This window comes from Chitinophaga sp. G7 BAM 1005 (assembly GCF_057126945.1).
Map to the genome: position 1 here is coordinate 5,814,089 of NZ_CP181478.1, position 14,202 is coordinate 5,828,290.

The window sequence follows — 14,202 nt, forward strand, 5'->3', positions numbered from 1 at the left end:
TCAGAATTTCAGGTTCAAACCAAAGGTGTAAGTCTTCATTTGCGGGAAATTCACACCCGACTGCCAGTTGTCGATTTCCGGGTCAAAGTTTTTCGGGAAACGTTTCGACTTCAGCGTCAGCACATTTTCCATCATGAAATAAAAACGGAGCTGACCAATCTTCGCACGCTGCAAAATATGGCCGGGTACATTATATCCCAGTTGCAGGTTCTTCAAACGCACATATTTCGAATCATACAACCACCAGTCGGAGAAATCGTAGTTCACGCTCAGGTCCTGCCGCATCAAGGGATAGCGGGCGCCTTTATTTTCCGGGGTCCAGGAGTCCATCAGGTCGGTGGTAAAGGAACCGCCATAGTTAAACGGACTTACGGCATAACCGGTGAGATACGTTTTATTTTTCAGCACGCCCTGGAATAACATGCTCAGGTCAAACTGCTTCCAGGAAAAGTTAGCGTTCACGCCAAACATCAGGTGCGGATCTGCATCACCCAGTATTACACGGTCTTCCGGGGTAATTTGCCCATCGCCGTTGGTATCCTGGTACTTGATGTCGCCGGCTTTGTTTTGTGGCTTATAGGTAGGCGATGCTTTCACTTCTTCGTCGGACTGATACAGGCCGAGCGCTTTGTAACCGTACCACGTCCACCGTGACTGGCCTACCATTACGGGGTTTTCCGCCAATACATCCGGTGTGCCGCCCAGGTCGAGGATCTTGTTACGGGAATCGTAAATGTTCACCATCACACCGTACTTCAGCTTATTATCGCGGTTCTGGTAGCCGGCAGACACTTCCCATCCCCAGTTGCTCATGCGGCCCAGGTTCATTACAGGCGCATCGCGGCCAAAGGTCGACGGCACACTGGGCGTTAATAAAATCCCGGTCGTCTTCTCTTTAAAAACATCCGCGGTGAGGGTAAACTTCTCATCAAAAAATCCTGCATCCACACCAATGTTGCCGGTTACTTTTTCTTCCCAGGTAAGATCCGGGTTAGCGGTGTTGTTATAATACGTGGTAGTTTGCGCTTTATCGTTGAAATAAGAAGCGCCGGTACCAATTAAACTTGCCCAGGAATAAATACCGCGTGTATCCGTTCCCGTTGCATTCTGATTACCTACCTTACCATAAGAGCCACGCAGCTTCAGATTACTCACAATATCAGATCCTTTCAGGAAGTCCTCTTCCGAAATTCTCCATCCGGCAGAAACAGATGGGAAGAATCCCCAACGGTTATTTTTGAAACGGGAAGATCCGTCGTACCGGCCGTTTACTTCCAGCAGGTAGCGGTCTTTAAAGCTGTAAGACAACCGGCCGAACATCGACTGGATCGCCCATTCATAGGCGCCTCCGCCGGTAGACCAATAATCTTTTTTCACACTACCGCCGTTGATCACATGAATATCATTATTCAGAAAATCCTGGCGGCCCAGGGAATAGGAGTCATACTTCATGCTTTCCTGGCTATATCCCAGCAGGGCTTTAAAGTCGTGCTGCTTTACCTGTAAACCGTAGTTCAGCGTGCCAATAAACGTTTGGTTAATAGCGGTATTATAATCGTCGTTCAGTGAGTTGGGCGACTGCTGTGTAGTAACGAGGTTCTCTTCGTCATCATACAACTTGTAGGTAGCCCTGAAAATTTTATGCTTGATATCGCGGCTGTTGTAGGAATACTGTCCTTTTACCGACAGGTTTTTCGTAATGCCGTAATCCAGCGTCAGGTTGGTATTAAAGTAATTGTCTTTGTAATTTTCAAACCCGCCGTGATTGATAATAGCCACCGGCTGGGAGCCGCCACGGTAGCTTCTGTCGCGCCCCTGTGGTGTATAGGCCCATTCCGTAGGGTTGAGGATATACGCCCAGTGCATGGCGGTAGTATAAATACCGGCGCCCGCAAAACTTTTAGGCGCATTCATATACACGGTATTGATCCCGAACTTCAGGTTATCCAATATCTGCGTATTGATATTTACGCGTGAGGTAAAGCGCTCGTTCATCACGCCCTGTACCAGTCCTTCCTGTTTCAGGTATCCCAGTGATACAAAGTAATCGGTATTTTTTGTTCCGCCGGAGATGCCAACGTTATGTTGCATCTGGAGTGCATTCTCTTTGAAGATGGCACTGATCCAGTCGGTACTGGGCAATTCACCGCTGGCATATTTCTGGATATCGGCATCAGAAAAACGCACGGTGGCATCGGGATTATCGTTCAGCTGGGATTCATTCCATTTTCGCATAAAGGATACTGCGTCTACCAGTTTTGGGAGATAGGTAGGCTGCTGTATACCTGCGTAAGCATCATACGCGAGCGAAGGCTTGCTGTTCAGTTTACCTTTGCGGGTGGTAACCAGTATAACCCCGCCGGAAGCGCGTGCGCCATAAATAGCGGTGGCAGATGCATCTTTCAGGATACTGATGTTATCAATGTCCTGCGGGTTTACTGTTTCCAGCTGGCCGGCTACCCCATCTATCAGTACCAGTACGGGGTTGCTGGATAACGTGCTGATACCGCGAATATTCAGTTTGTTGTTGTTGGTGCCGGGCATACCATCGGTTTGTTGTATAAACAGGCCGGGTACTTGTCCCTGTAAGGCGTTTACCACGTTAGGTACCGGCCTTTCCGCTACTGCTGCGCCTTTCACAGAGGCTACTGCGCTGGTAAGACTGGCCCTTTTCTGGGAGCCATAACCTACCACTACAATTTCACCGAGTTTTTTGGTGTCTTCCGTGAGTACGATACGCAGCTGGGTGTCCTTACCGCTGGCTATCTCCTGGGTATTATATCCCATAAAAGATACAATGAGCACCGCATTTTCGGGGATGCCCTTCAGCACGTATTCTCCTTTTTCATCGGTAACCGCTGCCATAGAAGCATCTTTTACGCGAACAGATACGCCGGGTAACGGCTCATCTTTTTCATTCACCACCTTCCCGCGGATGTCTTTGTACATCAGGCCGGCATCTGCGTCCAGCAGCATATTCGCCAGCATTTCATTGCTGCGGCGGATGATCACTTTATCATCTGCTATAAAATACTCCAGGGAAAACGGCGCCAGGAGCTCCTTCAGCACGTTGCCTACTTTCTGGTGCTTTGCCCGGATAGTTACCACGCTGTTAAAGATCTCTTTATTAACCGCATAGCTGAAAGAAAGATTGGCGCTGGCGCCTATCTCATCCAGGGCATCATGCAATGCTCCTCCTTCCACTTTCAGCGTAATCCTTTTTTCGAGCAGCTGGGCTTCGGTGTGCTTGGCCAGCAATGTTAGTGTAGTACTACATACAACGACTACAATACACAATGACATTTTCATTAGCATGCCTATTACAGGTACACATTTTTTCATACTTTTACGTAGATTAAGGTTGAGTAAAAACTAGCTGCCATCGGTTACCAGGCCAGTGTGGCATACTAGCGTTAAGACTTAACTTTCAGCCTCCCGCAAGGGAGGTTCTTTTTATGTAGGTGGCGCTTCTTTATGCATAGGTTGGTGGTTTATTTCATAACGTTCAGCATTCCTTATCCTTCCTGATGATGTAGGTGGTACCGTTGTGCTCCAGTGTGGCATTGAGCGACAGGCACAGCTGCCGCAACGCTTTCTCCAAAGTGCCGTTGGTATTAAATTCCCCGAAATAAAAACAGTTGGAAATATCCCCTGTAATCTCAATTTTTACGTTGTAATAATATCCCAGCTCGGCTGCTACTTCCCGCAGGCCCGCACGGTCGTATTTCAGGATGCCTTCGCGCCGGCTCAATAAATCGCCGGTAGCTACCCCGTCTTCCTTCGTGATCTTCCCCGTTGCTTTGCTAAACACCGCCCGCTGGCTGGGAGATACATACACTGCGCTATCCGCATTGCCTACCGCTACCTTACCCGTTAACACCGTTACCGCCACATCCGGCTGCGCATCAAATGCCCGGATGTTAAAGGAGGTACCCAACACCCGCGTATCTATCCTCCCGCTGTGAATAATAAAAGGCTGCGCAGCATCGGTAGCTACCTCAAAAAAGGCTTCGCCACTTAATGTAAGCTCCCGGTTCCCTTTCCCGAAAGCATCCGTATATTCCAGCCGGGAGGCCGGGCTAAGCCAAACGATGGTACTATCGGGCAGCAGCATCTTTTTGTGTTCCCCCGCTTTAGTGGCCACCAGTTGTTGCCGCGAATGAACAGCCATTTGCTCCGCAGGACGCTGGAAATACCACCAGCCGGCGGCTGTCAGTACAAGCAGCACTGCTGCTGCTGCGGCGATCTTTGTCCACCACATACGTTTCACCGGCGCTGTTTCCGGCTCCACAGTCCTGATGCGCAGCAACAACTGCTGCTCCATTTCCGCCTCCAGTAAGGATTTAGCGCCAAGTTGCGCTTCACCCCACTCCGTGGTAGATTTGAAACTGTGATAGTAATTCATCAGTGATTGTACTTCCTCCTCACTCGCCGAGCCGTTCATCCATTTATCTATCAATGAAAAAAACTCCTGTCTGTTCATACGGGGTATTTTATCATTAGTGACAAAAAAGAAGGGCTACCCCCAAAGCAGGACAAAAAAATTATTTACTGATAAACAGGAGAATCAGCAAAGCATAGCCCAGGGCGGACCGCAGCTTACGGATGGCAATATTGATCTGGTTTTCAACGGTTTTCACCGAAACATTCAACTGTGTGGCAATCTCTTTATAGGAAAGATGTTGCTCCCGGCTCATCCGGAATATGATCCGGCATTTCTCCGGCAAGGTGTCTATCAGGGTATTCAGCAGGGATTGCAGCTCTTTTACGGCCAGCTTACTTTCCGGCGAAGCAGCTTCCATTCGCTCCATCATATGATCAAACAACTCCTCCCGCACCGGGTTTTGCCGGATATACCGGAATACCTTGTAACGGATGCTGGCAGAAAGATACGCCTTCAGGGAAACGGTTAACTGAATGCGATGGGACTTTTGCCACAGCTCTGTAAACAGCTCCTGCACCAGGTCTTTACAGGCTTCTTTGTCTTTCAGCACCTGGTAAGCCGACAAGAACAGCGGTTCCCAATGCCGTTTATACAACAGGGTCAGCGCCTGTTCATTACCCGACTGCAGCAACAACAACAATTCTTCATCTTTTTGCCCCTCTATGGCCGGCATGGCTGATATTAATTTTTTATATGAAGGTGGAATACCGGGGGTAAATATAGAGTTTAAATTATTATCCTTTGGGCAAAAAAGATGAGTGGCGTTCCGGCCCCGGAGCCATACCATAAAATGACAGGACCGGCCAATTGGCCAGCCCTGCTACATAAAATGGGGTTTCAATATTATATTATGCCTGTTTCTCCAGCAGCAACCGGATCATATCCTCCAGCATCAACTCCCCATCATGATTCTGAATCATGAAATTCTTAAAAATGATCTTACCATCCTGGTCAATCAGGTAATTCGTGGGGGCGCCTCTCACCGGGAGGTTCTGCCGGTTGGTTTCCATATCTTTCAGCGGCGTAAAGCTATATTTGCTGGACTTCACAAACGGTACCACATACGCATCCTGGTCACGAACAATGTTAATAGCCAGGTAAGATACCGGCTGGCCATTAAAATTCTTCAGCACCTTTTCAAAGTGAGGAAACTCCCCCCTGCACGGGCCGCAGCCGGGAAACCAGAAGGTAAGCAGCACCACTTTGCCTTTATAATCCTTCATGGATACTTTACCATCAGCTAAATAAGACTCCAGCGAAAAAACCGCTTCCTTCGCGCCTGTATTCAATTGTTGTTTCAGCTCCTCATAAATCGCAAGTTCTGTTTTACCGGCGTCCTTTCCGTAGGCCAGCAACGGCGCTTTCAGCGACCTGGCCGGTGTGGCGGCATAGTACTTCATCAGGGTATCATACGCCTGCTGCGGATGTCCGCCCTGGTTGGCTACTTTTGCTTTGAGCAATGCCAACGTTTGCGGCAAGCTGCCCCATCTCTTTGGCTTTATACTATTCAGCACCGTAGCGGCCTCACTGGTTTTGTTATCTGCCAGTAGCTTTTCGGCGGCTATAAACTGGCTGGCCAGCTTTGCATTTTTCTCATATCCTTCTTTGCTTTCTGATTCCAGCCCGGGCGTTGCTGCCAGGTCAGTAGCCAGCTTCAGCGCTTCCGAAGGGCTCCCGGATAACAGCAAATCAAAGTATTCCTCCATACCGGAATTGGACCAGCTGAATTTTGACACCGGGAAATCGCGGCGCATCTGCTCATACAACGCTTTCTTTTTCTGCATATCCGGTTCACGGAAAGCCATCCAATACAACGCCTGCGCACCGCGCTGACTTTCCGGGAATTTTTTGATCAACTCATTACACATCTCCCGGTATTTCTCCGGATCATCTTTTTCAAGGGAGCTGGCATAGTAAAAAAGATAATCTGCATTATCCGGTTCCGCGGCAGATGCTTTACCCATAAAGTCCCGCGCCTTGTCAAATTCACCCCAGCGTTCTGCATCTATCGACAGCTCCTGCCAGGCATCCGCCAGTTTAGGATTCAGCGCTACCGCCTTCAGCAGGAAGGGGCGGGCTGCAGGGCTTTCCCTGTTTGTATAAAATTTACCATAGCCATAAGCAACGGCGGCTTCGTTGGGGAACTTTTTTGTCCATTGCTGGTATTGCTTTACAACACCCGCACTGTCTTTCCACATGGCTTGTATATACGCATCATGCGCGGCAATGTTTTCCGGATGTTTATTAATAACACCTATCAGGCTGTCGCCCTTTTGCTTCAACTGCGCATTGGCCATCGAAGGCAACGACAGCAAAACCGCTGTGATTAAATGATTGAAGGTGATTTTCATAATGCTGGTGTTTGACTGTATATAATTTTATGTAGATGGTTACCAACCGGGATTCTGCTCCGGTACGTTACCCGCAGGATACTTTTGCAACTGATCCTGTGGTATCGGGAAGTAATACATTTTGTCTTCGAAGAACCGCTGCTCCAGTGGCACTGAAGTGTAAGTCCGGGCGCCGTTTACAATGCCAACCTGCATGGCCCTGATAGCTGCGCCGATCATCGTAGCGCCGGTACCCCACCTGCGGATATCGTTGAACCGCTGACCTTCAAATGCCAGCTCCACGGTGCGTTCACGCACATAATCATCCCAGGTGAGCGGGCCGGTTATTTCAGGCATATTTACCCGCTTGCGCAACAGGTTTACATAGGTGCGCGCTTCACCGGGATTATTCAGTTTCAGCTGGCATTCTGCGTAGTTGAGATATACTTCTCCTAACCGCATCATAATGCAGTTCTGGTAGTTGGTATTATTACCACCGAAAATATAATTCGGGTTCATAAACTTACGCAGCAAATAACCGGTGATGGCGGTGCTGGAAGTACCCGGGTTCATCGCTGATCCCAGCTTCAGGTCCATTACAGTATTCATCCAGGTGGTACCATCGTAAATAACGCTGGCATGCAGGCGCGGATCGCGGTTCGCATAAGGATGCGCCGGATCATATAAGGCCGACTGGTTCCAGGGTTTACCATCTGTCATGAGGTACTGGTCTACTATGTTCTGCGTAGGACAATCCCTCACGCTGCCAAAGCCGGTGAAGTAAGTGGAGTTGTTGTAGTCGTCCAGCCCATGTACTTGTCCGCTCAGATCTCCCGCGTATTCTTTATTAAAAATAACTTCGCGGTTATCATCATTCTCCGGGAAAAACATAGCGCCATAATCCGCGAAAAGGGAGAAGCCGCCTTTGTCAATTACCTCTTTGGCGGCAGCGGCAGCGCCGCTGTAGTCCTTATGATTCAGCAGCAGCCGTGCTTTCATGGCTAACGCCGCAAAACGGGTAGCCCGTCCTGTTGAAGCAGCCGGGTAGCTTCCCGGCAGGATAGCCGCTGCGTCATCCAGGTCTTTCACCATAAAATTTACGCAGGCTTCATCGGTGGCACGGCCCATTGTCAGCTCATCATCCAGTGTCAGTACTTTATCTACTATCGGGAAACGCCCGAAAGTAAAGTAGAGGTCCATATAATGCAGCGCCCGGAGAAATAACATTTCGCCTTTGATCTGTTGCTTTCCTGCTGCGCTGAGCGGCATATCATCCATATGCGATAACACCGTATTGCAATTGCGCACGGCGATATAGGTGTTTGTCCAGATGTCGCTGTTGATATTGGAAGATGGGGAATACTGCCCGGAGTTCACCAGGTTGGCTTCCAGGAACGACTTAGCGCACTTGGCTTCATCGGTAATATCACAGATCATCCAGTTGCCCGCATCGTCATAAGTCGAGTGTATCTTACTGTACGATTCCAGCACCACCCTGCTGATGAGGGCACTGTCTTTCCATATGTTGCTGTCGCTGTAAAGGTTCAGTGGGCCTTTATTTAACGCCTCTTTATTACAGGCAACTGTTCCCACCGTTGCAGCAAGGGCTATATAGCTGATTAATCTTTTCATTTGAAAGCATTAGTTGGTTCAATAAATTCGTTTTCACTGATCAGAACTGCAGCGTTAAACCGGCTGCGAACGACTTCATCAGCGGATCACGTACCTGCCCTGCACTTTCAGGATCAAACGATTTAAAATGAGTGAAAGTGAAGAGATTATTTGCACTAACGCTGACGCGTAAACTTTTTGCACCGATACGCTGAAGCACACTGCCAGGCAGACTATAAGCCAGCTCCATATTCTTCACACGCAGGTAGGCCGTATTGCGCGCCCAGTAATCAGAGTTTTCCTCATTATTCTGATTGTTGTACCATAAGCGCGGATAAGAAGCATTGGTGTGCGTGGGTGTCCAGCGGTCCAGTTTATCTGCGATGGCAGGCAAATTCGTATAGGCATACCCCTGTACATTGCCCGCACCCTGCATCAGCACATTCAATTCAAGACTGCTGTACTTTACTCCCCAGCGGATACCATACTGGATTTTAGGAAAGAAAGAAGCACCAAAGAAAACCTGGTCTCTGGCAGTAATGGCGCCATCACCATCTACATCCTTGTAACGGATATCGCCGGGCGCAGTGGCAGGATAAAGCGGCTTAGGCCCTTTCGTAATTTCCTCTTCACTCTGATACAGGCCCTCGGATACGTAACCAACAGCCTGCATACCCACCGTATTATAAAAATAACCGATCGACTTCCCCGTTGCCTTCTGCCATTCCGGGATACTTTGTGATTCAGGATAGTAGATCACCTTATTCTTACTGAAACTAACATTCGGAGAAATAAAATAAGAGAACTTCCCGAAGTGTTGTGTATGACTTAAAACAACCTCCAGCCCTTTGGTATCTACAATACCACTGTTAATATCAGGCAAGCCAATACCAATTACAGTAGGTACCTGCTGTGCAGGCGGCGCCAGGATATCTTTTGTTCTTTTCTGAAAATAATCTGCTTCCAGCGTAAACAAATCCCGCTTGTAATGCGCTTCCACACCTACGTTGGCAATCACCGCACGTTCCCAGGTAAATACCGGGTTGGGCAATACGTTAGGCGATAACGTTTGATAATATTGCGGCGTAGTTCCTCCCAGGGAATATCCTGGAGTAACTCCCAATCCATAAGTAGTCAGGAACTGGTATGGATCTACACGGTCGTTACCCAGCTGTCCCCACGACGCTCTTACCTTCAGGAAATCAAGATCATTGGATACATTATCCATAAAAGGTTCTTCCGATAAAATCCACCCGGCCGACAGCGACGGGAAAAATCCATACCGCTGGTCTGGAGGGAAAATATCAGACCCATCATACCGGAAATTAAACTGGAACAGGTAGCGCGATGCATAGTTATACGACAAACGGCCTACCAAACCCCGCCTGGCATTCTGTGTGCCGGAACCGCCATTGGTAACACGCGTAGGATCGCCTAAATCCAACTGCGATAAGCTGGAAGATACAAAGCCCGAACGCTGCGTATTAAAATTGTCGCCGGTATTATTGGTTTGTGTATAGAGCAGCAACCCGGATAAATCGTGTTTACCAAATGACCGGTCGTATTGCGCGCCGGCTTCCAACGTAAGACTCTGCGTTTGCGTAAAGGTTTCCCTCAAATAAGGTTCAGTAGGATAAGGCGTTGCTTTTCTAAAATTACCGGCTGCATCAATACTGTACATATCGTATGGTGTGGCAAAGCGTTTACCAAAAGTATAAAGCTTATCAAAAGAGCCATTCCCCTTCAGTGACAGCCCTTTTATAAAAGGAACGTCGTACTGTATGTTGACAACCGAATTAAAGATGTTGATATTGTTAAGATTGTAACCAGATGCACCTATGGACTGCTGGTAGGCATTACCACGCTGTTCCGGCACATTGGCATACGACCCATTTGTGAAACGGTTTGCACGGATAGGCGGCGTGCCATACATGTTCCTTACAACATACTCCGATCCATACACCGACTCTCCATTCTGTTTGCTGAAAGAGCCGCTGAGGTTCATGGTCACCTTCAGGTCGCGCGTTACCTTTGCTTCCAGGTTGCTGCGCAGGTTATAACGGCTGTAACCCTCTACAGGTACCAGTCCGCTGTTTTTTGAATACCCGCCGGAAATAAAATAACGAATGTTTTCACTTCCTCCTGCGGCAGACAAATTATAGTTGCTCTGCCACAAAGAAGTAGCCAGCACTTCATCGATCCAGTTCACATTGGGATATCGGTCCGGGTCAGAACCATCCTGGTATTTCTGCAGGGCTTCATCACTGAACCCCATACCCACTCCGGGCTGATACAACCCTTCATTCTTCAGCGCTTCGTTGTAAGTAGTGGCATACTCAAAAGCATTCATCTGCTTGTAATATTGCGTAGGACGCTGGTTCACCACGTTGGCCGCAAATGTAATACTGGGTTTGCCGATGTTTCCTTTTTTGGTAGTTACGAGAATTACCCCGTTGGCCGCACGGGCGCCATACACAGAAATGGCCGATGCATCTTTCAATACAGATATTACATCAATATCGTTGGCGTTCAGATCGTCTAGCCGCCTGTCGGGAATCCCATCTACTACTACCAGTGGAGCAGAGTTGTTAAAGGTGCTTAACCCGCGCACAAAGAGGGTGGAACCTGCTCCCGGCGCACCGCCGGATTTTACCGCGTACAGTCCCGGCAACCGGCCCGCCAGCATATCCGACACCGCTATACTGGAATGATTTTCAGTAAGCTCCTTCGATCTTACAGAAGACATCGACTCTGTTTTGTTTCGTTCGGTAGTAGTGCCGTATCCAATAATTACGGAAGCATTCAGCTCTGTAAGCACAGGCTTCAGCGAAATGGTAAGCTGTACCGGGGTTTCGCCTACTTTAATGGTTTTTTCAAAAGATCCGAAACCGACAAAAGTCACGATGATGGTGTAATTACCCACCGCAAGATTTTTGAAAGTAAAAGAGCCGTCTTCTTTGGTAACCGTGCCCCTGTTAAAAGGCCGCAGACTTACCGTGGCTCCCGGTATGGGTTTCCCCTGGTGATCTACCACCACACCGGTTACAGTGCCGGATGCCACTGGCAGCTCCATTAATGGCCGGACCATCACCATTTTTCTGCCGATGGTCACCAGTTTATTTGCTTCATCAATACGCCAGGAAAACGGCAGTCCCCGCATAGCTTGCTCCAGCGCCTGCCGGAGCGTGGCATTTTTTAATTGTACGCTTACGGGCGCAGCTTCCCGCAGCAGTTGTGCATCATAAAAAAAGTGATAAGTGCTCTGCTTTTTAATACCTGTCAGTACTTTTTCAAGTGTAGCCTCTTTCAATGATAATGTAATCTCCTGAGACACTCCTTTTGCACTTACATGCAGGCATAGCACAACAATCAGGAAAAAATTCAATCTCATAATGAGCATCGTTTTTTTAAGGAGGGAACGGGCAAAGAAATGCCCATAGCAATTACTTAATTGCATACATTTGTAGTGTTTGGGTGAATTGATTAAACTTTCTTTAGTCGGATGGTTGTCGGTAAGCCCGGATTAAACAGAAGTGTTGCAAGCACTTCTGTTTTGTTTTTTAAGACGTATTTTTTTTCATTGATGGTTGGTTGGTTTTTGGTTGATAATAAATCCTGGTTGGTTGACTAATCAATAATCTTAATTGTTCTTCCTGTTATTACATAGTGAATATCACTGAATTTAAGTATCTCTAAAGCTTGTTCCAGGGTTACGCTCCGGGGTATTTCACCCACAAAAGCCTGTTCTGTATTTTTAGTTTCAAATATTACATTCACATCATACCACCTGGCCAATTGCCGCATTACGGTAACAATATTGGCTTTGTTAAAAGAGAAATACCCATTCTTCCAGGCCATCACAGTTTCGGTATCTACGTTCTTTAACAGCTGCCACCTGCGGTTTTCCTGATGCTGCACCTGCTCACCCGGTTGCATCACACCTGCATACCCCGCGCCGGATACCTTCACCTTACCTGTGATCAGCGTAGTGGCAGTCACCGTTTCATCGGGATAAGCATTGATATTAAAATGGGTGCCCAGTACCAATACTTCCTGTCCTTTCGACTTTACCCGGAAGGGCTGGTCTGCTTTCGCCGCTATCTCAAAATAAGCTTCTCCGGTAAGCTCCACCACCCGCTCCGGACCATTGAATACCGCCGGATATTTTAAAGAACTGGCCGCATTCAGCCATACCTTTGAGCCATCCTGCAGTATAATGCGGTACTGTCCTCCACGTGGCGTGATCATCGTATTGTATTCCACCGTATTGCCGCCGGTCTGTGATCCAGGCTGATACGCCAGCACGCCGTTATCCATTTTTACCACCTGCGCATTTCCCTGTTGACCTACCACGCCGTTCTGTGCATCAGAAAGTACAATCGTTTTCCCGTTGGCCAGCTGTAACATCGCCTTATTGGTGCCCGGCGCTATATCTGCGGCTACCTCCGGAATGTGATGCATAATGCCTGGCTTCCTGGGCTGCACAAAGAACCAAACCCCTGATGCCACTAATATAAACACTGCCGCCGCTGCATATTGCCACCATTTCCGGTACAATACCTTCACCGGGGTACCGGTATGACCTGGCTTATCTGCATCCAGTATATGCTGCAGCATTGGCTCCCAGCCGGCAATGTTCACCTCCGCATCGCCGGAAATATCCCCCGGCAATGCAACCGCTACCCTGTTAAAGAGTTCCCGGTTGGTTTCGTCCCGGAAAAAAGCGGTCAGCTCTCCTTCCTCAGCTTTCGTCAGTCCTTCTTCCCCACTTTTTCTCAATAAAAAAGTAATTCTCTGTTCCATAGTGGTTTTCAAAACGTAGTAAAATAATTACAGGTGCACGCCGGCAAGCAGCGTAGTACTATATAGAATGTAAAAAAGACCGGTGGTACTCATCGGCCGTACATTTTTTTTTAAATAAGAGAGATGAAAAAATTAACCGCCTTATTTTCAGCGTGTTAAGGAGAGTAAAAATAAAAAGGGAATTATTTTTCCGGCGGCGGTAAGATATCCGCGGATATAACTCAGCGCAGCGCTGAGCGTATTTTTTACGTAGCTGGGAGAACATTGCAGGCGATCGGCAATTTCCTGTGTTTTCAGCCCCTCCTCCCTGCTAAGCTGGTAAATCTTTTTACGTTGCGGGGGCAATTGCGCCACTGCCTTCCGGATCAGCAGCAGTGTTTCCTGTACCTGCAGGCGGTCTTCCCCCAGGTTGGCAGCAGCGCTTACCGCTCCATCCCGGATATCCGTTACCTTACGCAGCGCCGCCTGCTTGTGGAACCAGGTAAAGCATTCATTGCTGGCTACCCGTATGATCCATGCCTGTGGCTCCAGAAGCCCGGGCAGCTTATCGCGGCTCAACCAGATGCGGATAAAGGTTTCCTGTACAATTTCCTGGGTCCCCTCCGGCGATTTGACCATCCTTCGTATAAAAGAAGTCAGCCAGGGAAGCGCCCCATAAAAAAGTTCACGAAAAGCCACTTCATCTCCTTCCGATATACTGATCAGTAATTCTTTTGCTATATGAAACTTGGCGCCGCGCAATATCTCCTGAGTTAGACAGGCAGCAATTTAATCAATCTCTTTTTCTTTTCTAAATAATAGCTGGGCCGGTACCCCCGGTGATCCATAAACAGGCTTAACAATTTCCTAAAACGTGTCTGCCAGCCGATATGGTAACTTTGAGTGTACCGGATCGCTTATACATGAAATGGATAACAGGGATGCCATCTTACAATAAAACAGCGACGACCCCTTTTTAAGGCGCCGTTTTTATGTTACATTATTGCATGATTATGTAAGAAGACTATTATCACT

General features: G+C 48.2%; 8 protein-coding genes. All 8 read right to left on the reverse strand.

Annotated features, from left to right (window positions below):
• Positions 1 to 3,342 (reverse strand): SusC/RagA family TonB-linked outer membrane protein, encoded by a 3,342-nt coding sequence (locus ACMXI2_RS23165; RefSeq protein WP_483778426.1) that lies wholly within the window; start codon positions 3,340 to 3,342, stop codon positions 1 to 3.
• A 163-nt stretch (positions 3,343 to 3,505) separates the two neighbouring features.
• Entirely contained in the window at positions 3,506 to 4,483 is a 978-nt protein-coding gene (locus ACMXI2_RS23170; protein WP_483778427.1) for a FecR family protein, read from the reverse strand.
• A 61-nt stretch (positions 4,484 to 4,544) separates the two neighbouring features.
• Complete coding sequence (locus tag ACMXI2_RS23175; protein ID WP_483778428.1) at positions 4,545 to 5,117, reverse strand: RNA polymerase sigma-70 factor; 573 nt, start codon at positions 5,115 to 5,117, stop codon at positions 4,545 to 4,547.
• A 175-nt stretch (positions 5,118 to 5,292) separates the two neighbouring features.
• Entirely contained in the window at positions 5,293 to 6,795 is a 1,503-nt protein-coding gene (locus ACMXI2_RS23180; RefSeq protein ID WP_483778429.1) for a redoxin domain-containing protein, read from the reverse strand.
• Positions 6,796 to 6,834: 39 nt separating this feature from the next.
• Positions 6,835 to 8,406, reverse strand: a complete 1,572-nt coding sequence (locus ACMXI2_RS23185; protein WP_483778430.1) for a RagB/SusD family nutrient uptake outer membrane protein — start codon at positions 8,404 to 8,406, stop codon at positions 6,835 to 6,837.
• Positions 8,407 to 8,446: 40 nt separating this feature from the next.
• Positions 8,447 to 11,776 carry a TonB-dependent receptor gene (locus ACMXI2_RS23190; RefSeq protein WP_483778431.1) on the reverse strand — a complete coding sequence of 1,110 codons (3,330 nt, stop codon included), beginning with the start codon at positions 11,774 to 11,776 and terminating at the stop codon, positions 8,447 to 8,449.
• Positions 11,777 to 12,012: 236 nt separating this feature from the next.
• A complete protein-coding gene (locus ACMXI2_RS23195; protein WP_483778432.1) occupies positions 12,013 to 13,188 on the reverse strand; it encodes a FecR family protein in 1,176 nt (391 codons plus the stop codon).
• Positions 13,189 to 13,335: 147 nt separating this feature from the next.
• On the reverse strand, positions 13,336 to 13,929 hold the full coding sequence (locus tag ACMXI2_RS23200; protein ID WP_483778433.1) for an RNA polymerase sigma factor: 594 nt from the start codon (positions 13,927 to 13,929) through the stop codon (positions 13,336 to 13,338).
• Positions 13,930 to 14,202: the final 273 nt, after the last annotated feature.

Bases quoted from the DNA above. Each gene is read 5' to 3' on its own strand.
- ACMXI2_RS23170 (WP_483778427.1), bottom strand. From the start codon at position 4,483: ATGAACAGACAGGAGTTTTTTTCATTGATAGATAAATGGATGAACGGC.
- ACMXI2_RS23185 (WP_483778430.1), bottom strand. From the start codon at position 8,406: ATGAAAAGATTAATCAGCTATATAGCCCTTGCTGCAACGGTGGGAACA.
- ACMXI2_RS23190 (WP_483778431.1), bottom strand. From the start codon at position 11,776: ATGAGATTGAATTTTTTCCTGATTGTTGTGCTATGCCTGCATGTAAGT.
- ACMXI2_RS23165 (WP_483778426.1), bottom strand. From the start codon at position 3,342: ATGAAAAAATGTGTACCTGTAATAGGCATGCTAATGAAAATGTCATTG.
- ACMXI2_RS23195 (WP_483778432.1), bottom strand. From the start codon at position 13,188: ATGGAACAGAGAATTACTTTTTTATTGAGAAAAAGTGGGGAAGAAGGA.
- ACMXI2_RS23175 (WP_483778428.1), bottom strand. From the start codon at position 5,117: ATGCCGGCCATAGAGGGGCAAAAAGATGAAGAATTGTTGTTGTTGCTG.
- ACMXI2_RS23180 (WP_483778429.1), bottom strand. From the start codon at position 6,795: ATGAAAATCACCTTCAATCATTTAATCACAGCGGTTTTGCTGTCGTTG.